This is a genomic window from Leucobacter rhizosphaerae (assembly GCF_022919175.1).
Lineage (GTDB): Bacteria > Actinomycetota > Actinomycetes > Actinomycetales > Microbacteriaceae > Leucobacter > Leucobacter rhizosphaerae.
On the sequence record NZ_CP095043.1, the window covers coordinates 15,664 to 38,436 of the forward strand.

23 protein-coding genes are annotated in these 22,773 nt (G+C 67.6%); 13 read left to right on the top strand and 10 right to left on the bottom strand.

Features of this window, described 5'->3' with window-relative positions:
• Positions 1-2 precede the first annotated feature (2 nt).
• Positions 3-401 (bottom strand): TOBE domain-containing protein, encoded by a 399-nt coding sequence (locus tag MUN76_RS00085; protein WP_244686044.1) that lies wholly within the window; start codon positions 399-401, stop codon positions 3-5.
• A gap of 183 nt (positions 402-584) precedes the next feature.
• Between MUN76_RS00085 and MUN76_RS00090 the strand changes: the two genes are divergently transcribed.
• The 3 genes from MUN76_RS00090 to fmdA all read left to right on the top strand — a co-directional run bounded on the left by MUN76_RS00090 (position 585) and on the right by fmdA (position 2,893).
• Positions 585-1,205, top strand: a complete 621-nt coding sequence (locus tag MUN76_RS00090) for an AmiS/UreI family transporter (RefSeq protein ID WP_244686046.1) — start codon at positions 585-587, stop codon at positions 1,203-1,205.
• Between the two features lie 50 nt (positions 1,206-1,255).
• Positions 1,256-1,543 (top strand): FmdB family zinc ribbon protein, encoded by a 288-nt coding sequence (locus MUN76_RS00095; RefSeq protein WP_244686048.1) that lies wholly within the window; start codon positions 1,256-1,258, stop codon positions 1,541-1,543.
• Positions 1,544-1,636: 93 nt separating this feature from the next.
• Positions 1,637-2,893: a formamidase gene (gene fmdA / locus MUN76_RS00100; RefSeq protein WP_244686050.1), complete on the top strand. Its 1,257-nt coding sequence runs from the start codon at positions 1,637-1,639 to the stop codon at positions 2,891-2,893.
• Between the two features lie 38 nt (positions 2,894-2,931).
• On the opposite strand, the gene MUN76_RS00105 is transcribed toward fmdA, so the two are convergent.
• Complete coding sequence (locus MUN76_RS00105) at positions 2,932-5,256, bottom strand: FdhF/YdeP family oxidoreductase (RefSeq protein ID WP_244686052.1); 2,325 nt, start codon at positions 5,254-5,256, stop codon at positions 2,932-2,934.
• Positions 5,253-6,242, bottom strand: coding sequence for a formate dehydrogenase accessory sulfurtransferase FdhD (gene fdhD, locus MUN76_RS00110; RefSeq protein ID WP_244686053.1), 990 nt, complete (start codon positions 6,240-6,242; stop codon positions 5,253-5,255). Before fdhD ends, MUN76_RS00105 begins: the two co-directional genes overlap by 4 nt.
• An 84-nt stretch (positions 6,243-6,326) precedes the next feature.
• On the opposite strand from fdhD, the gene MUN76_RS00115 reads away from it, so the two are divergent.
• From MUN76_RS00115 to MUN76_RS00125, 3 genes are read left to right on the top strand one after another with little or no spacing between them, the layout of a single operon-like run.
• Positions 6,327-7,595, top strand: a complete 1,269-nt coding sequence (locus MUN76_RS00115) for a molybdopterin molybdotransferase MoeA (protein ID WP_244686055.1) — start codon at positions 6,327-6,329, stop codon at positions 7,593-7,595.
• Entirely contained in the window at positions 7,592-8,350 is a 759-nt protein-coding gene (gene mobA / locus MUN76_RS00120; protein WP_244686057.1) for a molybdenum cofactor guanylyltransferase, read from the top strand. Before MUN76_RS00115 ends, mobA begins: the two co-directional genes overlap by 4 nt.
• Complete coding sequence (locus MUN76_RS00125; RefSeq protein WP_244686058.1) at positions 8,347-8,622, top strand: DUF6457 domain-containing protein; 276 nt, start codon at positions 8,347-8,349, stop codon at positions 8,620-8,622. Before mobA ends, MUN76_RS00125 begins: the two co-directional genes overlap by 4 nt.
• A 44-nt stretch (positions 8,623-8,666) precedes the next feature.
• On the opposite strand, the gene MUN76_RS00130 is transcribed toward MUN76_RS00125, so the two are convergent.
• The 3 genes from MUN76_RS00130 to MUN76_RS00140 form a co-directional block, all read right to left on the bottom strand.
• A complete protein-coding gene (locus MUN76_RS00130) occupies positions 8,667-9,866 on the bottom strand; it encodes an ABC transporter substrate-binding protein (protein WP_244686060.1) in 1,200 nt (399 codons plus the stop codon).
• Between the two features lie 8 nt (positions 9,867-9,874).
• A complete protein-coding gene (locus MUN76_RS00135; RefSeq protein WP_244686062.1) occupies positions 9,875-10,699 on the bottom strand; it encodes an inositol monophosphatase family protein in 825 nt (274 codons plus the stop codon).
• An 87-nt stretch (positions 10,700-10,786) separates the two neighbouring features.
• Entirely contained in the window at positions 10,787-12,055 is a 1,269-nt protein-coding gene (locus MUN76_RS00140; RefSeq protein WP_244686064.1) for an ammonium transporter, read from the bottom strand.
• Positions 12,056-12,375: 320 nt separating this feature from the next.
• On the opposite strand from MUN76_RS00140, the gene rpsO reads away from it, so the two are divergent.
• The gene (gene rpsO / locus MUN76_RS00145; protein ID WP_244686066.1) at positions 12,376-12,645 is read left to right on the top strand and encodes a 30S ribosomal protein S15; all 270 of its coding nucleotides are present in this window, start codon (positions 12,376-12,378) and stop codon (positions 12,643-12,645) included.
• A gap of 116 nt (positions 12,646-12,761) precedes the next feature.
• Here the strand turns inward: rpsO and MUN76_RS00150 are convergent, their stop codons facing one another.
• A complete protein-coding gene (locus MUN76_RS00150) occupies positions 12,762-13,058 on the bottom strand; it encodes a hypothetical protein (protein ID WP_244686068.1) in 297 nt (98 codons plus the stop codon).
• Positions 13,059-13,568: 510 nt separating this feature from the next.
• Between MUN76_RS00150 and MUN76_RS00155 the strand changes: the two genes are divergently transcribed.
• Positions 13,569-14,414 (top strand): endonuclease domain-containing protein, encoded by an 846-nt coding sequence (locus tag MUN76_RS00155; protein ID WP_244686069.1) that lies wholly within the window; start codon positions 13,569-13,571, stop codon positions 14,412-14,414.
• Positions 14,415-14,636: 222 nt separating this feature from the next.
• Here MUN76_RS00155 and MUN76_RS00160 read toward each other — a convergent pair whose 3' ends face one another.
• Entirely contained in the window at positions 14,637-16,031 is a 1,395-nt protein-coding gene (locus tag MUN76_RS00160; protein WP_244686071.1) for an aspartate aminotransferase family protein, read from the bottom strand.
• 2 nt (positions 16,032-16,033) lie between these two features.
• A complete protein-coding gene (locus tag MUN76_RS00165; protein WP_244686073.1) occupies positions 16,034-16,501 on the bottom strand; it encodes an Lrp/AsnC family transcriptional regulator in 468 nt (155 codons plus the stop codon).
• Positions 16,502-16,812: 311 nt separating this feature from the next.
• Here MUN76_RS00165 and MUN76_RS00170 point away from each other — a divergent pair, with 311 nt between their 5' ends.
• From MUN76_RS00170 to MUN76_RS00185, 4 genes are read left to right on the top strand one after another with little or no spacing between them, the layout of a single operon-like run.
• Positions 16,813-18,033 (top strand): ABC transporter substrate-binding protein, encoded by a 1,221-nt coding sequence (locus tag MUN76_RS00170; RefSeq protein WP_244686074.1) that lies wholly within the window; start codon positions 16,813-16,815, stop codon positions 18,031-18,033.
• 2 nt (positions 18,034-18,035) lie between these two features.
• Entirely contained in the window at positions 18,036-19,217 is a 1,182-nt protein-coding gene (locus MUN76_RS00175; protein WP_244686077.1) for an ABC transporter ATP-binding protein, read from the top strand.
• A gap of 9 nt (positions 19,218-19,226) precedes the next feature.
• Positions 19,227-20,087, top strand: coding sequence for an ABC transporter permease (locus tag MUN76_RS00180; protein ID WP_244686079.1), 861 nt, complete (start codon positions 19,227-19,229; stop codon positions 20,085-20,087).
• Positions 20,084-20,884: an ABC transporter permease gene (locus MUN76_RS00185; RefSeq protein ID WP_244686081.1), complete on the top strand. Its 801-nt coding sequence runs from the start codon at positions 20,084-20,086 to the stop codon at positions 20,882-20,884. The genes MUN76_RS00180 and MUN76_RS00185 overlap by 4 nt, the downstream gene beginning before the upstream one ends.
• A gap of 101 nt (positions 20,885-20,985) precedes the next feature.
• Here MUN76_RS00185 and MUN76_RS00190 read toward each other — a convergent pair whose 3' ends face one another.
• Positions 20,986-21,201, bottom strand: coding sequence for a hypothetical protein (locus MUN76_RS00190; RefSeq protein WP_244686093.1), 216 nt, complete (start codon positions 21,199-21,201; stop codon positions 20,986-20,988).
• A 146-nt stretch (positions 21,202-21,347) separates the two neighbouring features.
• Between MUN76_RS00190 and MUN76_RS00195 the strand changes: the two genes are divergently transcribed.
• On the top strand, positions 21,348-22,754 hold the full coding sequence (locus MUN76_RS00195) for an APC family permease (protein WP_244686094.1): 1,407 nt from the start codon (positions 21,348-21,350) through the stop codon (positions 22,752-22,754).
• The last annotated feature ends 19 nt before the right edge of the window (positions 22,755-22,773 follow it).

Consider the following 22,773-nt stretch of genomic DNA (forward strand, 5'->3'; position numbering starts at 1 on the left):
GGCTACCTCGTTTCGGTTTCGATGATGACGGTGGTGGCTTTGACGATCGCCGTGGCTCGCGAGCCGACCTCGAGGTCGAGGTCGCGGGCCGCCTCCGCGGTCATGAGGGACACCACACGATTCGGGCCGCACTGCAGTTCGACTTGCGCCACGAGTCCGGAGATCTCGACGCCGGTGACGATCCCAGTGAAGCGGTTGCGGGCGCTGCGGCGCACCGGTGCGCCATCCTCTGCGGAGGGGGCGAGCGCGAGGGCCCGTGCCGCGAGGGACCGCCCGGACACGACCTGCCGCCCGGCGGAGTCGGTTGACGACTCGAGTCGGCCGTCGGCCGCCCAGCGACGGACGGTGTCGTCACTCACCCCGATCAGGGCCGCAGCCTCGCTCATTCGGAAATGCGTCATAAATCCGAGTATAGATCCGCAACTGCGGTAAGTGGACAGGAATCCGTTGACGTCGTCCAGCCGCGGGAGTAGCGTCCGAGGTAGCGCTCGAGCGACTCGATGGGGGAGTCCCGGGCCGCACGACGGGGGTGCCCGATCGGACATTCTCGGACTTCATCACGCAACGAGGCGAGGGTGGAAGACATGAGCAGTGTGGGCTTGTTGTACGTCGGAGCGGTGCTGTTCATCAACGGCCTGATGCTCCTGGATCTGATCCCGGGCAAGGCCGCAGCGGCCATGAATCTCTTCGTGGGCGGCATGCAGGTGATCTTCCCGACGCTGATCATCCTGCAGTCGGGCGGGGACCAGGCCACGATCCTCGGGGCGTCGGGTCTCTACCTCTTCGGCTTCACCTACCTCTACGTGGCCTGGAACCAGCTCACGGGGGCGAGCGGCGAGGGCCTGGGGTGGTTCTCGATCTTCGTGGCCGCCTGCGCGATCGTGTACGGGATCCTCCAGTTCACGATGTTCGACGATCCGGTCTTCGGGGTCATCTGGTTCTCGTGGGCGGTGCTCTGGTTCCTGTTCTTCCTGGTCCTCGCGCTCGGCAAGGATGCGCTCACCCGCCGCACCGGCTGGTTCACGCTGCTGCTCGGGATCTTCACCGGGGCCGTCCCCGCAATGCTCCTGCTCACCGGCACGTACATGACCGGCGCGGTCGAGGGGCTCATTGCCGCCGCGATCGGCGTGGTGGTGCTCGTGGTGGCGTGGATCCTCGGCAGGCCGCGTGCGACGGCGCGCCCGAGGACCGCCGCCGCGACGTAGCCCGACCGCAGCCGCGCGTCGTCTCCGCAGTCCAACAGAAAGGTCGCCCAGTGCCCAGTTATTCGTTCCAGTGCTCGGCGGGGTGCCGATACGACGCCCTGTACTCGATGTCGGAGGTGCCGACCGAAACCGTGTGCCGCGAGTGCGGAGGGAGTGCGCGGCGCGCCATCACCGCTCCGCACCTCTCGGCCGCGGGCAGCTCGGCATTCCGGCTGCTGGACCACACGGCCCGGAGTGCGCACGAGCCCGCCGTGGTCGACCGGTTGCCGTCGCAGGGCGCTCGTCGCCCGCAGCGGGTGACCACGAACCCGCTGCACGCCAAACTCCCGCGCGCCTGAGGCGCGACGCCGCACACCCCGAACCTCGATTCACGTCAGACCGACCCGGATCGGCACCGATGCCGATCCTCACCCAACGAAGGAGTGGTATCGATGCCCCAGAATATTTTCAAGCTCGACTCGTCGAAGAAGTTCACGGAACAGGAGAAACTCGGGCACAACCGCTGGCACCCGGAGATCCCGCCCGTGGCGACGGTGAAGCCGGGCGACAGCTTCCGCGTCGACTGCCGCGAGTGGTTCGACGGTGCGATCGTCAACGACGACTCCGCGCAGGACATCCTCGACGCGCCGCTCCTCACCGTGCACACGCTCAGCGGGCCGTTCCGGGTCGAGGGCGCGAAGCCCGGGGACCTGCTCGTCGTCGACATCCTCGACGTCGGCCCGATCCCGCAGGAGGACTCCGGTCCGCTCGCCGGCCAGGGCTGGGGCTACACCGGCATCTTCTCGCGGAACAACGGCGGCGGGTTCCTCACCGAGCAGTTCCCCGACGCGTACAAGGCGATCTGGGACTTCGCCGGCCAGACGGCGACCTCCCGCCACGTTCCGGGGGTGTCGTTCACCGGCATCATCCACCCGGGCCTCATGGGCACCGCGCCGTCGGCGGGCCTGCTCGCGACGTGGAACAACCGGGAGGGGGCGCTCATCGCGACCGATCCCGACCGGGTGCCGCCGCTCGCGCTCCCGCCCGAGGCCGAGCACGCGATCCTCGGTGGTGTGCCGCGGGATCAGTGGGCGCGGGTCGGCGCCGAGGCCGCACGCACGGCACCGCCGCGCGAGAACGGCGGCAACCAGGACATCAAGAATTTCACGAAGGGTTCCCGGGTGTTCTATCCGGTGTTCGTGGACGGAGCGAACCTGTCGATGGGTGACCTGCACTTCTCCCAGGGCGACGGCGAGATCACGTTCTGCGGGGCGATCGAGATGGGCGGGTTCATCGACCTGCGCGTCGACATCATCTCGGGCGGCATGGAGACCTACGGGGTGAGCGAAAACGCCATCTTCATGCCGGGCAACGTGGAGCCGAACTACAGCCACTGGCTCGCGTTCTCGGGCACCTCCGTGACACTCGACGGCGAGCAGAAGTACCTCGACTCGCACCTGTCGTACCAGCGGGCGTGCCTGCACGCGATCGACTACCTCACGAAGTTCGGCTACAGCCCGGAGCAGGCGTATCTGCTGCTCGGGTCCGCGCCGATCGAGGGCCGTCTCTCGGGTGTGGTCGACATTCCGAACTCCTGCTCCACGGTGTACCTGCCGACGGAGATCTTCGATTTCGATGTCCGGCCGTCTGCGGCGGGGCCGTTCCAGATCGATCCCGGAATGGGGGCCCCGACGGCGGCGAACACGTAGGGCGCAGCGGGTCCGGGGCGCGTCCCCGGGCCCGCCAGCTACACCGTGACGGGGCGACCGACCCCGGCGGGCACCGACGACGGCTCCAGCCGGATCACCACGGCCTTCGAGACCGGAGTGTTGCTCTCGAGCGCGGTGCTGTCGAGCGGGATCAGCACGTTCGCCTCGGGGAAGTACGCCGCGGCGCAGCCTCGCGCGGTCGGGAACGCCACCGCGCGGAACCCGCGCAGCACCCGATCCGGCTCATCCTTCCACTCGCTGAAGATGTCGACCGTCTGCCCGTCCTCGATCCCGAGGTCCGCGAGGTCGTCCGGGTGCACGAAGATCACATAGCGACCCTTCTTGATCCCGCGATACCGGTCGTTGAGGCTGTAGATGGTGGTGTTGAACTGGTCGTGCGAGCGCACGGTTTGCAGGATCAACCGTCCCGGCGGGCACTCGACGTGCTCCAGTTCGTTCACGGTGATGCGCGCCTTGCCGGTCTCGGTCGCGAACGTGCGCGAGTCGCGCGGGCCGTTCGGCAGTACGAAGCCGTCGCGCGTCCGGGTCTTCTCGTTGTAGCTCTCGCACCCGGGCACCACCCGCGAGATGTGATCCCGGATCACGTCGTAGTCGCGGATCATGGCGGGCCAGTCGATGCCGTGGCGGTCGCCGAAGGTCGCGTGCGCGATCCCGGCGACGATCGCGGTCTCCGAGCGCACCTGATCCGAGACCGGGGGGATCTGGCCGTGCGACGCGTGCACGGCGCACACCGAGTCCTCGACAGTGACGTATTGTGGTCCGGATTCCTGCACGTCCACCTCGGTGCGCCCGAGCACCGGCAGGATCAGGGCCTCTTCGCCCGTGATGACGTGGGAGCGGTTGAGCTTCGTCGACAGCTGCACGCTGAGCTCGGTCTTGCGCATCGCCGACTCGGCCAAGTGCGTGTCGGAGATCGCGCCGAGCAGGTTGCCGCCGAGCCCCATCCACACCTTGATGCGGCCCTCGTCGAGGGCCCGGATCCCGTGCACCGCGTCGACCCCGTGATCGCGCGGCGGCTCGAAGTTGAACTCAGCTCCCAGGGCGTCGAGGAACGAGTCGGGCATCTGCTCCCAGACGCCCATCGTGCGGTCGCCCTGCACGTTGCTGTGCCCGCGGATGGGGGAGGCGCCGGCACCCGGCTTGCCGATATTGCCGCGCAGGAGCAGCAGGTTGATGATCTCGCGGATCGTGTCGACGCCCTTGCGGTGCTGCGTGATCCCCATGGCCCAGCAGATGATGACCCGCTCGGAGTTCAGGTAGCGCGCCGCGAGTTCGTCGATCTCGGCGGTGGAGAGTCCCGTCGCGCGCTCGACCTCGCGGTCGTCGACCGCCTCCATGTGCGCGGCGAACGACTCGAATCCGTCGCAGTGGCGCTCGAGGAAGTCGTGATCGAGCACGGTGCCGGGAGCCGCTGCCTCGGCCTCGAGCACACGCTTCGAGATCGCCTGCAGCAGCGCCATGTCGCCGCCGGAGCGGATCTTCAGGAACTGGTCCGCGATCTGGGTCGCCTTGCCGAGGTACCCCTTGATGCTCTGCGGATCCTTGTACCCGATGAGTCCCGCCTCGGGCAGCGGGTTGACCGCGACGATCTTCGCGCCGTGCTGTTTCGCCTCGTGCAGAGCCGTCAGCATGCGCGGGTGGTTCGTGCCCGGGTTCTGGCCCATGATGATGATCAGGTCGGCCTCGCCGAAATCCCTGTAGGAGACCGTGGACTTGCCGATCCCGACCGTGTGCAGCATCGCGGTACCGGTCGATTCGTGGCACATGTTGGAGCAGTCGGGCAGGTTGTTCGTGCCGAGCACCCGCGACATGAGCTGGTACAGGAAGGCCGCTTCATTGGAAGCGCGACCGCTCGTGTAGAAGGCCGCCTCGTTCGGATCCGCCAGCCCGTTCAGGTGCCGGGCGACGATGGCGTAGGCCTCGTCCCACCCGATCGGCGTGTAGTGGTCGGACCCAGGGGCCTTGTACACCGGCTCGGTGATCCGGCCCTGCAAGCCCAGCCAGTACTCGGTTTTGTCCTCGAGCGAGGTGAGCGAGTGCTCCTCCCAGAACGAGCGCTCCACGACGACCGGCGTCGCCTCCCAGGTCACGGCCTTGGCGCCGTTCTCGCAGAACTCCGCGAGCTTGCGGTGATCCGGATCCGGCCACGCGCAACTCATGCAGTCGAAGCCATCCTTGTGGTTGATCTTCGTCATGAGCTTCGCGGTGCGCGCGAGACCCATGTGGGTGATGGCGGGCTCCATCGAGTGGAAGACCCCCTCGATGCCCACCGCGTGCGTCTTCGGCGCCGACACCTCGATGTTCGCGTCGGAGAAGTCCTCTTCGGGGGCCTTGGGGGTCATGTCTGGTCTGCCTTCTCGAGGGTGCGCGGGGCGGCTGCCTCGGGCGGTGCGGTGCGGGGTGCGGGATCGGGATCGGCTTGCGCGATCTGGTTCGTGATGCGGTCGGGGCGGCTGTAGATCACCATGGAGGGTCCGCGGAGGAACCCGATGAGGGTGAGCCCGGCGTCCGTGGCGAGTTCGGCCGCGAGCGACGACGGCGCCGATACCGCCGCGAGCATCGGGATCCCGGCCATGAGCGCCTTCTGCGTGAGCTCGAAACTCGCGCGACCGGAGACCATGAGCACGCAGTTGCGCGCCGGCAGGCGATCCCGCATCACGGCCCAGCCGATCACCTTGTCGACCGCGTTGTGCCGGCCCACGTCCTCGCGGAGCACGAGCATCTCGCCGGTGGCGGCATCGAAGAGGGCGGCAGCGTGCAGGCCGCCGGTGCGGTCGAACACGGCCTGCTCCGCGCGCAGGGCGTCGGGGAATCCGGCGAGCATCGATGCGTCGATCGTGAGGGGATCCTCGTCGACCGTGTAGTGCGAGGCGGTGTGCACGGCGTCGATGCTGGCCTTGCCGCACAGCCCGCAGGAGCTGGTCGTATAGAAGGAGCGCTCAAGGCTCGGGTCGGGCGGCGCAACTCCCGGGGCGAGCGTGACGTCGAGCACGTTGAAGGTGTTGCCCTCGGCGGCTGAGCCGGCGGGGTCCGGCGGCGCGCCGGGGAGACCCAGGTACGCGACCGCGGCGGCTTCGCCCGGGGGTCGGGCACCCGCGCAGTACCGAGCGGTCGAGTACTCGTCGCCCCGGTGGATCACGCCCTCCGAGACGAGGAAGCCCGCCGCCAACTCGACGTCGTGGCCCGGCGTCCGCATGGTCACGGCCAACGATCTCCCGAACACGCGGATCTCCAGGGGCTCCTCGACGGCCAGGAAATCGGCGCGATTCGACACCGGCCGACCCACGGTCAGTCGGGTCACCCTCCGACGAGCGGCTATGCGAGACACACTCCTTGGATAGCATTGAATGACGGAGAGAGCAAGGCCGCACCCGGGGTCCCGCGGGCGGTTTCGCAGGGACGGGGCGGTGCGATGCGGATCACGGTGGAGGAGCACCTGCGGTGGATCCTCGAGCGCGTCGAGCCGCTGCCCATCGGTGAGCTGCCACTGTCGCTCGCTCTCGGTCGCACGCTCGCCGAGGAGGTCTGCGCTCGGCACTCGCTTCCGCTCTGGGACAATTCGGCGATGGACGGGTACGCGGTCCGGGCCGCCGACCTCGCAACTGCCTCGGCCGACGCGCCCGTGCGGCTCGCCGTGCGCGGCGAGGTGCTGGCGGGGAGCGCGGCGGATCCCGCGATCCCCTCGGGATCGGCAGTGCGGATCATGACGGGTGCCCCGTTACCGGCCCAGGCCGACGCGGTGGTCCCCGTGGAGCAGACCCGTGGCGATCGCGAGGGACGCCCGTGGGCCGAGGAGTCCGTGCAGGTGCTCGCCGCCGTGCCGGTCGGCGCGAATGTGCGGCGACGCGGGGAGGACACGGCTGCCGGTGCGGTGCTCGCGACCGCCGGAGCGATGCTCACTGCGGGTCGGGCCGCCGCGCTCGCCGCGGCGGGCGTCGCCGGGGTGCGCGTGCACGCGAGTCCGCGCGTGGTGGTGATCGCCACGGGGTCGGAGCTTCGGGCCCCGGGGGAGACGCTCGCCCGTGGTCAGATCCCGGAGTCCAACTCGCTCCTCATCGCTGGTCTGCTGCGCGAGCTCGGGATCGAGACGGAGCGCGTCGACCACACCTCCGATGACCCGTCGGCACTGGCCGAGGAGCTGCGGATGCTCGCGGGCACGTGCGACGCCGTGATCACCACGGGGGGAGTGGGTCCCGGCACGCACGATGTGGTGCGCATCGCGCTGGAGCGCGAACCCGGGGTGCGCGCGGTGCGGGTGGCCGTGCGGCCGGGGCAGCCGCAGTGCGTGGGGCGGCTTCGGCCCGCGGCCACCGGTGCGCCGGGGGCATTCATCTTCGCGCTGCCGGGCAACCCCGTGAGCGCCGCAGCGAGCTTCGAGCTGTTCGTGCGCCCCGCGCTCCTGGCCATGCAGGGCAGGCGCGACGTGCATCGGCTTCGCCTCACCGCGCGCGCGTCGCGGGACTGGCGCGGCGCTCCCGACCGTCTGCAGGTGCTGCCGGTGGTGATCTCGAATGACGACGCCGTGCCGGGCGCACTCGTCTGCACCCCCGCGGTGAATCCTCGGGGCGTGTCGCACGCCGTCGGCGGGCACGGGGCCGCGAACGGGTATGCGCTCGTGGAGGTGGAGCGCGGTGATGTGCGCGCCGGTGAGCCCGTCACGGTGGTGGTGATGAGCCCGTGAGTGAGGTCGCGGCAGCACTCGGCGCGTCTGGTGCGCCTGCTGCGCCTGGTGGGTCAGGCGCGTTCGATGCGGTGGTGCTCGCGGGCGGCCGCGGCCGACGCCTCGGCGGGGTCGACAAGGCCGGCCTCCGCATCCACGGTGAGCGCCTCGTGGATCGTGCGGTCGGCGCCGCGCGAGACGCCGGTGCGCGCCGGTTGATCGTGGTCGGCCCGGAGTCCACCAGATCCCCACGCACCATCGTCGTGCGGGAGGATCCGCCGTTCACGGGGCCGCTTGCCGCCCTCGCCGCTGCGCTTCCCCAGGTGGATGCCGATCTGCTGCTCCTGCTGTCGTGCGACCTGGTGCGACCCGCCCGCGTGTGCGAACTGCTGCGGGCCCAGCGTCCCGGCCCGGGCCTCGACGGGACGGTGCTTCGCGACGCGGACGGCCGGGCGCAGTGGCTCGCCGGTCTGTACCGCGTGACGGCATTGCGCGAGGGAATCCTCGGGCTCGACGGCGCAACGGACCACGCTCCGCTGCGCGCGATCCTCGACCCGAACCGCCTCGCCTGGATCGACGCTCCGCCCGATACCACCGCCGACATCGACGCCCCCGAGGATCTCGCGCGGGCGCGACGCGATGAGTCCGGACCGCGGAGGGGGGCCGGTGCTGGTGCTGATCACGGCACCGATGCTGATCCCGACACCGAACTCACCACCGATCCTCATCCCGACTCCGACACTGAATCCCACCCCACCGACCAGGAGGCCCCGTGAACGCCGCCCAGCATCTGCCCCCGCACGCCCTCGACGAGTGGCTCGCCGCCGCTGCCGCCGAGCTCGGGCTCGACCCGCAGAATGTGTCGATCGGCACGGTGCTCGACGTCGCGCGTGATGTCGCGCACGGTGTCGCCCGGCCCGCGGCGCCGCTCAGCACGTTCCTGCTCGGGGTGGCGGTCGGCCGGGCGGAGGATCCGCGCGCCGCGCTCGAGTCGTCGGCCCGGCAGCTCACCGCACTCGCCGCGGCGTGGGAGCACGAGAGCGACTGAATCGACGGTGCCGGGACCGCTGCGCGATCCGGCACCCGCACGGCTCAGTTGCCGAGCACCTTCTGATACGCCTGCGCGTACCGGTTGTCCTCCTGCGCGGTCAACGACCGCATGTCGAAGATGCGCCCGGACATCTCCTCGTCGGGGAAGATGAGCGGGTTCTCGGCGAGGGCGGGATCGATCCGCTCCATCGCCTCGCGCGCGCCCGCCACGGGCGTCACGTACTGCACGTAGGCGGCAACCTCGGCGGCGACCTCAGGTTCGTAGTAGTACTCGATGAGCTCCCGAGCCTGTGCGTCGGCGTCGGTCACCGCCGGCATGCAGAAGGAATCGATGAAGAGCGAGGCACCCGCGTCCGGGACCACGAACTTCCAGCGCTCCTCGCCGGCCTCCTCGTTGAGGATCGCGATGTCGCCGGACCAGCACATGCCCGCGAGCACCGTGTCGGCCTGCAGGTCCTGCGTGTAGGAGTTGCCTTTGACGGTCGCGACCTGGCCGTCGGAGATCTGCCGCGCCACCACCTCGAGCGCGGCATCGAACTGTGCGTCGCCCCAGTCGCCCGTGATGTCGACTCCCTGATCCAGCATTACGAGTCCGAGGGTGTCGTCCTGCTCGCTGAGCAGACTCACCTTGCCCGTGAGATCCGGTGCCCAGAGGTCGGAGACGCTCCGAACGCCCTGGGGATAGAGTTCGGTGTTGTAGCAGAGCCCGGTCATGCCTGCCTGGTAGGGGATCGACCACTGCCGATCGGGATCGAACGTGGCGTGCTGCACCAGCTCGATCATCTGATCGGCGACGTTCGGCATCTGCGCGCGGTCGAACTCCCGGAGCTCGTCGCGCTCGAACAGCCGGACGAGGGAGGAATCGGTGAGGCAGAAGAGGTCGTAGCCGGTGTCCTGCTCGAGCTTCAGTTGATCCTTGATCTTCGCGATGAACGTCTTGTTGTCGTCGATGTCCTCGAAGTACTCGACGCGGATATCGGTCTGCTCCATGAACGCGTCGAGCGTGGGCCACGTGCCCGCATCCTCGTCGTAGTCGAGATAGTAGGTCCAGTTGCCCCAGCGCACGGTGCCCCGGGAGCCGTCACCCGGCCCGCTCGGACCAGCGCACGCAGCGAGTGAGGTGACGCCGAGGGCGGCGGCTCCGACCCCGACACCGCGCAGGAGCTGGCGTCGACTGAGCTGCGCGGCGCGAGCACGGCGCACGAGCTCCTGAACCCTGGGGTCGGCTGACGGTGCTCGCATGATTCCTCCTACTCGCGGCCGAGCACCACGTCGCGCAGGGTGCGCACGATCTCGGGGTGCCCGACGAACATCAATGGTTCTCCCGGCGGGGTGGCCTCGTCGAGTCCGACGATCTCGGCCCCCGCCTCCACGGCGATGAGTGCCGCCCCGGCGTAGTCCCAGGGTTGGAGGCCCTTTTCATAGAAGGCATCGAGCCGGCCCGCCGCGGTCATGCAGAGGTCGTAGGCCGCGGATCCGATGCGTCGGATATCGCGCACCCGGGGGAGCACCCGCTGCAGGAGTTCCAGCTGCTCGAGCTTGCGTTCGACCGTGTAGCCGAACCCTGTTCCGATGAGCGAGGTCGCCAGGTCGAGGTTGCCCGAGATCCGGATCGGCTCGCCGTTGCGCCGGGCACCGCCGCCCTGCCAGGCGTCGAACATCTCGTCGGACCGTGGGCTGTACACGGCAGCGGCGATCCCGCGCCGGCCGTCGGCGAAGGCCGTCGGATCCTCCACCGTCGCGGCGATGCTTACGGCGTACGCGGGCAGGTCGTACAGGTAGTTGGTGGTGCCGTCGATGGGGTCGAGCACCCAGGTAATCCCGCTCGTGCCCTCGATCCCCGTGCCCTCTTCGCCGAGGATGCCGTCGTCGGGTCGGGCTTCGCGGAGTGCCTCCACGATGAGCTGCTCACACGCCCGGTCCGCCTCCGTGACCATGTCGACGATGCTGGACTTCGTCGCAGCGACGGTGACACCGGCTGCGCGCAGCTCGAGGATCCGGGCTCCGGCGGTCCGGGCGATGGTCTGGGCCAGGGCGGCGAGTTGCTGAGGAGACGTGTGCGTGTCGGTGCTCATGCCTCGAGACTACCGGGCATGACAAACGGGGTGCGGGAGGATCCCCACACCCCGTTCATCGGGTGCTACAACCGCGATTGTGAGCGACTAACGACCGGCCCCCACGGGCTCGGCGCTTCCGGAGCGGATCGGACCGGCGACGGCCTCGGTGGCGCCGGAGTCGGGCAGGTAGTCGTATGCCTCCTCGCCGTGGGCGAAGGTGTCGATGCCCTCCTCCTCGACCTGCGTCGGGACTCGCAGCCCCGTGAGCATCTTCACCACCAGCGCGATGATCAGCGATACCACGAAGGAGTAGATCATGACGCCGAAGACCGAGATGGCCTGGACCAGCAGCAGACCGCCGTTGCCGCCCACGAACAGGCCGTCCTCGAAGGCGAAGAAGCCGAGGTAGAGCGTGCCGATGACACCGGCGACGAGGTGCAGACCGACGACGTCGAGGGAGTCGTCGTAGCCCAAGCGGTACTTGAGGTCGATCGCGACGGCGCAGGCGGCACCGGCGATCAGACCGAGCAGCAGCGCCCAGAGGGGCGAGAGGTTCGCGGCAGCCGGGGTAATCGCCACGAGACCCGCGATGGCACCCGAGGCGGCGCCGATGACACCGGGCTTCCGGCCGCGGATGACGTCGGTCACGATCCAGCCGATGATGCCGGCGGCGGGAGCGCCGAGCGTGTTCACGAGGATGAGTCCGGCCTCACCGACCTCGGTGGCGAGCCCGGCGTTGAAGCCGATCCAGCCGAACCAGAGCAGTGCGGCGCCGATGGTGACGAGCGGAACGCTGTGGGGCTTGTGGGATCCCGGACCGAATCCACGGCGCTTGCCGGCGACGATCGCGAGGGCGAGGGCTGCCGCACCCGCGTTGATGTGGATCGCCGTGCCACCCGCGAGGTCAATGACCTCGGGTGTGCCGAGCCAGGTGCCGAGCTGGGAGATCCAGCCGCCGCCCCAGACCCAGGCCGCGACGGGGAAGTAGACGAGCGTGGCCCACACGCCCGAGAAGAGCACCCAGGAGCCGAGGCCGACACGATCGGCGATCGCGCCGGAGATGAGCGCCGTGGTGATCATGGCGAAGACCGCGCCGAATCCGATGCCGATGAAGTCGGCGGGATCCGTGGCGAGCAGACCGAATTCCTTGAACGGGCTGCCGGCGAAGCCGCTCTCGCCGTCCGCGAAGTAGCTCATGCTGTAGCCGAAGAGGATCCAGAGGACCCCGACGACGCCCATGGCGCTGACGCTGAAGAGCATCATGTTGACGACCGAGCGAACTCGGACGAGACCGCCGTAGAAGAGCGCGAGCCCCGGCGTCATGATGAGCACGAGCGCGCTGCTCGCGAGTGTCCAAACATCTGTGGCTTCCATGCGGAGCCATCCTTTCTCTCAGGACCCCTGGCTGGGCGAATCGACGAGTCCGGCACGTCGAGGTCGTGAGAACAGTGTCTGTCCGGGCTGTTTCTGGACCGTCTCCGAAGCGTGACCCGAGCATCACCAGACTGTTTCCAGATGATGACGTCGGCCATTTTTCCTGCAGAATCTGCGTCCGGATCCCGATCCGGAGCATTCGATTCGATGGGATTCGCGGAGAGTGCTAAGATATTGAGGTTGCCGTGACAACGGCCGCGGATAAAGAGAGCTCCAGCATCCCGCTGACGGCGCCGCGCAGCAAATGAAAGGGGACCACTATGGCATTGCCCGCAGAGGTCAAGAAGGCGATCATCGATGAGTACGCGACGAAGCCCGGCGATACCGGCTCCCCCGAGGTGCAGGTTGCGATGCTCACCCAGCGGATCAAGGATCTGACGGAGCACCTCAAGGAGCACAAGCACGATCACCACTCGCGTCGTGGTCTGCTGCTGCTCGTCGGTCAGCGTCGTCGTCTCCTGGGCTACCTCCAGGACGTCGACATCACCCGCTACCGCTCGCTCATCGAGCGCCTGGGTCTGCGTCGCTAGTTTTTCGACACTGACACGAAAGCCCCTCACCGTCTGGTGGGGGGCTTTCGTGTGTCCGGAGCTGGTGTGTCCGGGTCCCTGCGTCTGGACCTGGTGCCGGCTCGGCCGGATCTCGTCTACCAGTACATGAAGGACGACACCCAGCCGGTGAAGAGGTTGAGGAGCATGCCGACGAGGCCGAACCCACCGGCGACGAGGGACCCGACGGCGGCCCAGCGGAAGCGATCAGCACCGCGCTGGATGACGCCGGCGATCGCGAGTCCGAGCGCGGCGAGCAGGAGCAGCAGGTGCACGACCGTGATCGACGCGGACACCGCAGCGAAGTTGTCCGTTGCCGTGCGGTACAGGAACGGGGTGAACGCGGCGAAGAGGGTGTCCAGCGCGAGGAGCGCGAGCGCCACGAGACCGAGCACGTTGGTACGGACGGTCGGGGCATGTGCGGATGCGAGCCCGGGCGCGGCGTACGGCGCGTACTGAGGCTGAGGGTGCTGAGCGAATGGCTGGTGCGGCTGCTGAGGGTGCTGAGGCGACTGCGGCTGGCCGAATGGCTGCTGGGGCTGCGCTTGGTGAGGGTGCGGTTGGTGCTGAGGCGGCGTGGGCTGAGGGGTCGGCTGCTGCGGCTGGACCGGGGGCTGCGAGTCTGAGGAGCTCATGCCCGAAGCGTAGCAAGCGCATCCGCCGCTCAACACCTCGGAGAAATCACTCATGCAGGGTGCGCCACGGGCGGGGCCTCCTGCATGCGTGACATCTCCTGAGTGATCGACCACCGAGCACGCGCCGGATCTCCGCTCACATCCAGGCCGCCCGCTGCGACCTGCGACGTGTTCTGTGGACAACGGAGACCGCGTCCAGGTCTGAGGCATGCTTGCCCTGTGAACCTCGAACCGTACGTCAACGCATGGGGAGGAGTGATCCCGTCGCGGGTGCTCGTCGAGGCCGGGTTCAGTTACCGGACGATTCGGGCGATGTGCGCGCAAGGCGAGTTGGAGCGCCTGCGCCAGGGCTGGTTGGCGGTTCCCGGATCGGATCCCGAGCTCAGAGCGGCGGCCCTGTGCGGTGGTCACCTCACGTGTGTCACCCAAGCCCGTCGACTGGGCCTCTGGGTCACGGTCCCTCCCTCTGAACTGCATCTGGCAATGCCGCCGCACGCGAGGAAGCCCGCGCACCTGTCAGAGCTGCAGCTCCACTGGAGCCGTCCCGTCGTCACGCGAGATCCTCGGGACCTGGGAGACTCCATCGTCAACGTTCTGGCGAACGTCGCCCGATGCCTTCCAGTGGAGGACGCTCAAGCCACGTGGGAGTCCGCGCTCAAGGCCGGACTCGTCACGAAGGCGGTCCTGCAACGGCTGCCGCTTGTCGGGGTCGCTCGAGACCTCGCCCGCGTCGCGAACCTGTTCGCGGACTCGGGACTCGAATCGCTCGTCGTGCGCAGATTGATGCGTTTGGGCCTCCGCTTGCGCGTGCAGACGTGGATCCTCGGGCACCACGTCGACGTGCTGATCGGAGATCGGCTGGTCGTGCAGATCGACGGCGGGACACATGTCGGGGTGCAACGCACGTCGGACATCCGTCACGATGCGCAGCTCGTCCTCAACGGATACCACGTGATTCGGGTGGGGTACGTGCAGGTGATGGAGCACTGGCACGAGGTGCAGGATCTCATTCTGCAGGCGGTCGCTCAGGGGCTCTCGGAAGTCACACAAGTCGAAGCCGGCACACATGCAGGAAGAATCAATCATGCAGGTGGCCGCGGCGCGATTGGGGCCTGAATGTGTGAGATTTCCGGAATGATTGGCGCGGGGCGGGTGGAGGCGCGGGGCCGGAGCGCGTGGAGGCGCGGGGCCGGAGCGCGTGGAGGCGCGGGGCCGGAGCGCGATGGGTGCGATGGGCGCGGGGGCCGGAGCGCCGCGCCCGCACCCAACACCCCAAACACACCCCCACACGCACCAGTGGCCCGCCCCAACCGGGGACGGGCCACCAACGCACTCAGACTAGATCTTCGACGAAGCGTCCTTCAGCACGCTGCGCAGGATCCCGCCGATTTCTGCGAACTCTGCCGGACCGATGGTCAGCGGCGGAGCGAGCTGGATGACGGGGTCTCCCCGGTCGTCGGCGCGGCAGTACAGGCCGGCCTCCCACAGAGCGGGGGAGAGGTAGTCGCGGAGCAGTCGATCCGACTCCTCCTCGTTGAAGGTCTCCTTGGTCGCCTTGTCCTTGACGAGCTCGATGCCGAAGAAGTAGCCTTCACCGCGCACGTCACCGACGATATCGATGTCGAGCAGCTTCTCGAGCTCGGCGCGGAACAGCGGGCTGTTCTCGCGCACGCGGCCGTTGAGGTCCTCCTCCTCGAAGATGTCGAAGTTCGCGAGCGCCGCAGCCGCAGCCGCCGGGTGACCGGCGAACGTGAAGCCGTGGTAGAACGTGTTCTCGACCGAGTTGAACGGCTCCGACACCTTGTCGCTGACGATCATGGCACCGAGGGGCACGTAGCCCGAGGTGATGCCCTTCGCCGACGTGATGATGTCGGGCTCGTAGCCGAGCGCCTTCGACGCGAAGAAGTCGCCGATGCGGCCGTAGGCGCAGATGACCTCGTCCGAGACGAGCAGCACGTCGTACTGGTCGCAGATCTCGCGCACGCGCTTGAAGTATCCGGGGGGAGGCGGGAAGCAGCCGCCCGAGTTCTGTACCGGCTCAAGGAACACGGCCGCGATCGTGTCGGGGCCCTCGAAGAGGATCGCCTCTTCGATGCGGTTCGCGGCCCACTGGCCGAAGGCCTCGAGGTCGTCGGAGGGAGCGCCCATCTCCTCGGCGCGGTAGAAGTTCGTGTTCGGCACGCGGTGGCCGCCCGGGGTGAGGGGCTCGTAGAACTTCTTCATGTCGGGGATACCGGTGATGGCCAGTGCGCCCTGCGGGGTGCCGTGGTAGGCGACCGAGCGGGAGATGACCTTGTGCTTCATCGGCTTGCCCTGGATCTTCCAGTAGTGCTTCGCCAGCTTGAACGCCGACTCGACTGCCTCGCCACCACCGGTGGTGAAGAAGACCTTGTTCATCTGGCCGGGCGCGTAGCTGGAGAGGCGCTCGGAGAGCTCCACGGCAGCGGGGTGCGCGTAGGACCAGATCGGCATGAAGTCGAGCTGCTTCATCTGCTTCGCAGCGGCTTCGACGATGCGATCGCGGCCGTGGCCGGCGTTCACGACGAAGAGGCCCGCGAGGCCGTCGATGTACTGCTTGCCGGCGGCATCGTAGATGTGGTGGCCCTCGGCGCGGGTGATGACGGGGATACCGTCGTTGAGCACCTTGCGGTTGGTGAAGTGCGGCCACATATGCTGCTTGGCAGAGGCCTGGAGGGCAGCCGTATCGACAGCTGCGGTGGGATCGTAGGACATGGTTATCTTGTTCCCCAGTCGTATTTTTGTTTTTTGAGTTGGAGGTAGACGAATGTCTCCGTGGAGGCGACACCGCTGAGCGCACGAATCTTCTCGTTCAGCACCTCGATGAGGGCGTCGTCGTCTTCGCAGACGATCTCCACCATGATGTCGAAGGACCCCGCGCTGAGCACGACGTAACTGATCTCCGGCATCTCGGCGAGCTGGTCCGCGACGACCCTGGTGTCACCAGAAACGCGAATGCCGAGCATGGCCTGACGGCTGAAGCCGAGGCGCATGGGGTCCGTCACGGCAACGATCTGCATGACGCCGGCATCCGTGAGCTTCTGCACACGCTGACGGACGGCGGCCTCGCTGAGACCGACCGCCTTCCCGATCTCCGCGTACGAACGGCGGCCATCCAGCTGGAGTTGCTCGATGATCGCCTTCGACGTGGTGTCGAGGGCCAGCGTGCTTCGCTTGTTGCTCACGCCACCGATTCTGGCAGTCAAAGCATGAAAAGGCAAAGGAATCCGAAGATAGTCAGGGTGAATTCGGTCTGTATCAGCATCCTTGGAGGTGAATCATGGGTGGCCGACCGGGTTCGGGATCGACCAGGGGAGCACGCTGCACCCGCGGAACGATGCGGAATTCGGTTCCGTAACTGTTGTGTGAAGAATCGGCGTCCGCGGGCCCGGACTGTTGTGAACCTCTGGGAATGTATGAAATATTCGAACCACCGATTTGGCAGGGGAGCCAGAGGCCTCTGCCGGATATCCGACGTCACACGAGGAGGCCCCCTGTGGTCCGACAGATGCCCGAAGATCCGATCGTCCGCAACATCATCGACCTGATGCGGGGGGCCCAGATGAATCGCCGGGCGCTCCTGCGCGGGGCGGCAGTGGGAGCCGCGGGAGCGGGCACCCTCGCACTCAGCGCCTGCGGCGGTGGCGGGGGCGGCGGCTCGGTGGAGCAGGGCGACGGTTCCGCTGGATCCATCGTGTGGGGCAACTGGACCTACTACCTCGATTTCAACGAGGATACGCAGACTTGGCCGACCCTCGATGAGTTCATGGCGCAGACGAACATCAGCGTCGACTACATCGAGGACATCGACGACAACAACACCTTCTACGGCAAGATCAAGGATCAGCTGCAGCTCGGACAGAACACGGGCTACGACACGATCACCCTCACCGACTGGATGAACGGCCGCCTGATCCAGGACGGCCAGGTGCAGGAGCTCGACGCGAGCCGCATGCCGAACACGAAGAACCTGCTCGCGAACCTCCGCGACAGCCTCGACGTGGACCCCGGCCGCAAGTACACGATGCCCTGGCAGGCCCCGGCATCGGGTGTGGTCTGGAACACGGAGGCGGTGCCGGACGGCATCAAGACCATCGACGACTTCCTGCGCCCCGAGCTGAAGGGCAAGGTCGGCATGCTGACGGAGATGCGCGACACGATGGGCATCATCATGCAGGGCCTCGGCACCGACATCAGCGGCGAGTGGGGCGATCCCGAGTTCGACGCGGCGCTCGCCTGGCTCGACGACGCGATCAAGAGCGGCCAGGTCGCGCAGCTCAAGGGCAACTCGTACACCCAGGATCTCGAGACGGACACCACCCTCGCCGCGATCGCGTGGACCGGTGACATTGCGATCCTGAACTCCGAGCAGGGCGAGCGCTGGACGCTCGAGGTGCCCGAGTCCGGCGGCGTGATCACCGCCGACTCGTTCACGGTCCCCAACGGCACGACGCCCGAGAACAAGGAGCTCGTCGAGGACCTCATCAACTTCTACTACGAGCCCGAGATCGCGGCCCAGGTCGCCGACTACGTCTGGTTCGTCACCCCCGTCGAGGGTGCACGCGAGGCGATGGAGGCGATCAACCCCGAGCAGGTCGACAACCCCTTCATCTTCCCGGACGACGACATGAACAGTCGCCTCCACGGCTTCCGCACGCTGACGCCGCAGGAGGACAAGAAGTACACGGAGGCGTTCTCGAAGGTGCTGGGCCTCTGACCATGACGAATCCAGAAGTCTTCGCCGAGGCCGGCGCCGATCTCGCACTCGTCGGGATCGAGAAGCGGTACCCGGGGTTCACCGCGGTCGACAACCTCGACCTCAACATTCCCGCGGGGTCGTTCTTCGCGCTCCTCGGCCCCTCCGGCTGCGGCAAGACGACCACGTTGCGGCTCGTCGCGGGGCTCGAGGATCCCACCGCGGGCAAGATCCTCATCGGCGGCACCGACGTGACGAACCTCAAGCCGCATAAGCGGCAGGTGAACACGGTCTTCCAGTCCTACGCGCTCTTCCCGCACATGTCGATCCTGGAGAACGTCGCGTTCGGTCTGCGCCGCCGCGGCATCGGGAGCCCGGTGGAGAAGGCGAAAGAGGCGCTGAAGCTCGTCGAGCTCGACCACATCGGCGATCGCAAGCCCTCGCAGCTCTCGGGCGGCCAGCAGCAGCGCGTCGCGCTCGCCCGTGCCGTCGTGAACCGGCCCGCGCTGCTCCTCCTCGACGAGCCGCTCGGCGCGCTCGACCTGAAGCTCCGGCGGCAGATGCAGCACGAGCTCAAGGAGATCCAGCACGAGGTCGGCCTGACCTTCCTGCACGTCACCCACGACCAGGAGGAGGCCATGACCATGGCCGACACTGTCGCGGTCATGAACAAGGGACGGATCGAGCAGCTCGGCGCACCGGAGGAGCTGTACGAACTCCCGCGCACCGTCTTCGTCGCGAACTTCCTCGGGCAGTCGAACCTCTTCCAGGTCACCGTCTCGGGCAGCACCGACCAGGTGCTGCACACGGACCTGCAGGGGCACCGGATCTCCGTGCCTCGCGCGCGCAGCGCGAAGGACAGCGGCAGCATGACGATCGGCGTGCGGCCGGAGAAGCTCCGCCTGCACACCGCTGCGCCGACGGAGGCCCCGGGCGTCAACGTGCTCGGCCCGGCCCGCATCACCGACGTCGCCTTCATCGGCGTGAGCACCCAGTACACGATCGAGTCGGAACTCTTCGGCGCAGTGCAGGTGTTCGCGCAGAACGTCGAAGCGGGGCCCGTCGCCTCGCTCGGGCAGGAGGTGTGGGTGAGCTGGCTCGCCGAGCACACCTTCGGCCTCGAGGACGACCCGACCGGCACGGGCGCTCTGGCGACCGACTTCTCCACGCGCGCGATCGCCGCGCAGGCAGCGCTCGCGGAGTAGGGGCCGACCATGGCATTCACCGCCTTCTCGGCCACGGCCGCAGCGGCCCCGCACGCACCCAGGAAACGGTCGTGGACCGCGCTCATCCTGCTCGCACCCGGCATCGCCTACATGCTCCTGTTTTTCCTGGCGCCCTTCATCCAACTGGTGATCACCTCGCTCCAGGCGCCCGCGGACACCGGCGGCATCGGCGACTACGTCGCCGCCTTCCAGTTCTCCAACTACGCCGCGGCGATCCAGGAGTACTGGCCGCACATCCTGCGCTCCTTCGTGTACGCCGTCATCGCGACGATCGCCGGCCTGATCATCAGCTACCCGCTGGCCTACCTCATCGGGGTGCGTCTGCGGCCGTACCCCATGCTGCAGGGACTCGCGCTGATCCTGGTCATCGCGCCGTTCTTCATCAGCTTCCTGCTGCGCACCCTCGCGTGGAAGCAGATCCTGCCGAGCGAGGTGATCGGCACCGACTTCTCCGTGATCTTCGGCCTCACGTACAACTTCATCCCGTTCATGACGCTACCGATCTTCGCGTCGCTGCAGCAGCTCGACCTGCGGCTCGTAGAGGCAGGATCAGACCTCTACGCGTCGCCGGTCACGACGTTCCGCAAAGTCACGCTGCCGCTGTCGATGCCGGGCGTGGTGTCGGGCACGCTGCTCAGCTTCATCCCGATGTCGGGCGACTACGTGAACGCGTCGCGCGAGTTCCTCGGTTCGACGAGCACCCCCATGATCGGCAACGTGATCGAGGCGAGCTTCCTGCAGACGCAGAACTACCCGCTCGCGGCGACCCTCTCGATCATCTTGATGGCGATCATCCTGGTGATCGTGGCGACCTACGTGCGCCGGAGCGGAACGGAGGACCTGCTGTGAAGCACTTCAGTCTCGGCAAGGCCTTCGTCCCCGTCGTCGCCTCCGTCGCCCTCATCTATCTGTTGCTCCCGATCTTCTACGTCATCGCGTTCTCGTTCAACGACGCGGGGCGCAACAACATCACCTGGCGCGGGTTCACGCTCGACAACTGGACGAACCCCTGCGGTGCGCCGAACGTCTGCCAGGCCTTCGGCAACAGCATCCTCATCGGCGTGGTGGCGACGATCATCGCGACGGTGCTCGGCAGTGCGATCGCCATCGCCCTCGTGCGCTACCGTTTCAAGTTCCGGTCGACGATCAGCCTGCTGCTCTTCACGCCCATGGCGACCCCCGAGGTCGTGCTCGGCGCGGGCCTCGCTGCCCAGTTCCTGCTGGCCGGGGTGGAGAAGGGGATCGGCACCGTCATCCTGGCGCACACGATGTTCTGCATCTCGTACGTCGTGGTCGCGGTGAAGGCCCGGGTGGCGAGCCTGAACCCCGCGATCGAGGAGGCGGGGCGGGATCTCTACGCGTCACCCGGTCAGGTCTTCTGGCGGATCACCCTGCCGATGCTCATGCCGGGCATCATCGGTGCGGCGCTCCTGAGCTTCGCGCTGTCGTTCGACGACTTCATCATCACGAACTTCAACTCAGGCACCGCGAACACGTTCCCGAAGTTCATCTACACCTCGGCGCTGCGCGGCGTGCCCGCGCAGGCGAACGTGCTGGCCTCGATGGTGTTCATCGGGGCGATCATCCTGGTGATCGTGGTGCAGGTGGTGCGGATCACCAAGCAGAAGCGCCTGGCGCGGCAGTAGTCGTACGGCGTCTGCGGAAATCGCGGGGTGGGGCGGATCGGGCACGGAGCCCGAGACGCCCCACCCCGCGGTGCGTGGGGCCTCCTGCACGCTCAGCCAGATCATGGCCGCGCCGAGGGTGAGGAAGTGGAGATCACCTTCGTCGCGCCGCCGACGGCCATCGCGGCGACCCCGAGCGCCGCACCGGCGATGAGGCACACGATCCGGAAGGTGCGCGACCCGAAGGAGCCGACGAGGATCCCGAATCCGATCGCGATGAAGAACGCGCCGCCGCCGCGCGTCAGGGGGAAGACGTCGACCAGGGAGGCGATGTCCATGAATCCATTTTGACCCCTGCGCGGCATTTGCGCGCGAGGCACGGCGGGTGCAATATAGACCCTTGTGAGCAACAGCGCTCACGTTCCACGGCACGTCGGAGCAATGACGCCCCGCCCCACGTGGACTCCATTTCTAGGAGAGATACATGACTGCACCAGCCATCGCGAAGGGCGCCAGCCTGAAGCGGAACCTCGGGCTTCTCGCCATCGTCGGCCTCGGCCTCGGCTATATGACGCCGACCGTGGTGTTCGACACCTTCGGCCTCGTCTCCCGCGACACGGGCAACGTCGTTCCCGCCGCCTACCTCATGGCCCTCGTCGTCATGATCTTCACCGCGGTGAGCTACGGCAAGATGTCGGGCGCGATCCCGAGCGCGGGATCCGCCTACACCTACGTGCGCGAGTCCGTGCACCCGAACGTCGGCTTCATGGTGGGCTGGACCGCCCTCATCGACTACATGCTCCTCCCGATGGTCAACTGCCTCATCATTCGCAGCTACCTCGAAGCGCTGTTCCCCGAGGTGCCGGGCGCCGTCTGGGTCGTCATCTACTGCGTCGTTGTGACCGGGATCATCTACCTCACGATGCGCGGCACCTCGAACATCAACATGATCCTGCTCGTGTTCTCGATCTTCGTCATGATCGTGTTTGTGGTCATGGTCATCGCGCAGCTCCTGCGCGGAGAGGGCGCCGGCACCCTGGCGTCGGCCCAGCCGTTCTTCAACGACTCCGCGACGTTCGCCGCAATCCTCGCGGGCGCCACCATCGTCTGCTTCTCCTTCATCGGCTTCGACGCGGTGACGATGTACGCGGAGGAGGCCAAGACTCCCAAGATCATGCCGCGCGCGATCCTCCTGACGGTGGTCATCGGCGGTGCGATCTTCCTCGTGGCGAGCTACTTCACGCAGCTGCGCTTCCCGACGACCGACGGGTTCCCCGAGGCCGCGATCGAGGACAGCACACTGCCCGAGATCGGCCTGCAGGTCGGCGGCCCGGTCTTCCAGGCGATCCTGACCGCGGCGGGCTTCGCCGCCACGCTCGCCTCGGGCCTCGCGTCGCACGCCTCCGTCTCGCGCATGCTGCTCGTGATGGGGCGCAACAGCGTGCTGCCGAAGAAGTTCTTCGGGTACATCAACCCGAAGACGCACACCCCGACCTTCAACATCGTGCTCACGGGTGTCATCAGCCTGCTCGCCATGTCCTTCACCCTCGAGATGATCGCGGCGTACATCAACTATGGCGCCCTCATCGCGTTCACCTTCGTGAACATCTCGGTGATCGCGTGGTTCGCCATCCGCAAGGGCCGCCGCAAGACGCCGCGCGACATCTTCACCTTCATCGTGATGCCCGGGATCGGCATGCTGCTGACCGGCCTGCTGTGGGCGAACCTCCACATCGACGCGCTCATCGGCGGTCTGATCTGGAGCGGGATCGGGTTCATCTACCTGCTCGTGCTCACCCGCGGGTTCCGTCGGAAGGTCGCGGCCTTCGATGAGAACCAGCCGGTCACCGGCTACAACAAGATCCCCGAGGAGGTCGGCGAGGACCGCTAGGCCGGTCGCCGACCCCGGA

Bases quoted from the DNA above. Each gene is read 5' to 3' on its own strand.
- MUN76_RS00085 (WP_244686044.1), bottom strand. From the start codon at position 401: ATGACGCATTTCCGAATGAGCGAGGCTGCGGCCCTGATCGGGGTGAGT.
- MUN76_RS00090 (WP_244686046.1), top strand. From the start codon at position 585: ATGAGCAGTGTGGGCTTGTTGTACGTCGGAGCGGTGCTGTTCATCAAC.
- fmdA (WP_244686050.1), top strand. From the start codon at position 1,637: ATGCCCCAGAATATTTTCAAGCTCGACTCGTCGAAGAAGTTCACGGAA.
- MUN76_RS00105 (WP_244686052.1), bottom strand. From the start codon at position 5,256: ATGACCCCCAAGGCCCCCGAAGAGGACTTCTCCGACGCGAACATCGAG.
- MUN76_RS00115 (WP_244686055.1), top strand. From the start codon at position 6,327: ATGCGGATCACGGTGGAGGAGCACCTGCGGTGGATCCTCGAGCGCGTC.
- MUN76_RS00130 (WP_244686060.1), bottom strand. From the start codon at position 9,866: ATGCGAGCACCGTCAGCCGACCCCAGGGTTCAGGAGCTCGTGCGCCGT.
- MUN76_RS00135 (WP_244686062.1), bottom strand. From the start codon at position 10,699: ATGAGCACCGACACGCACACGTCTCCTCAGCAACTCGCCGCCCTGGCC.
- MUN76_RS00140 (WP_244686064.1), bottom strand. From the start codon at position 12,055: ATGGAAGCCACAGATGTTTGGACACTCGCGAGCAGCGCGCTCGTGCTC.
- rpsO (WP_244686066.1), top strand. From the start codon at position 12,376: ATGGCATTGCCCGCAGAGGTCAAGAAGGCGATCATCGATGAGTACGCG.
- MUN76_RS00160 (WP_244686071.1), bottom strand. From the start codon at position 16,031: ATGTCCTACGATCCCACCGCAGCTGTCGATACGGCTGCCCTCCAGGCC.
- MUN76_RS00175 (WP_244686077.1), top strand. From the start codon at position 18,036: ATGACGAATCCAGAAGTCTTCGCCGAGGCCGGCGCCGATCTCGCACTC.
- MUN76_RS00180 (WP_244686079.1), top strand. From the start codon at position 19,227: ATGGCATTCACCGCCTTCTCGGCCACGGCCGCAGCGGCCCCGCACGCA.
- MUN76_RS00190 (WP_244686093.1), bottom strand. From the start codon at position 21,201: ATGGACATCGCCTCCCTGGTCGACGTCTTCCCCCTGACGCGCGGCGGC.
- MUN76_RS00195 (WP_244686094.1), top strand. From the start codon at position 21,348: ATGACTGCACCAGCCATCGCGAAGGGCGCCAGCCTGAAGCGGAACCTC.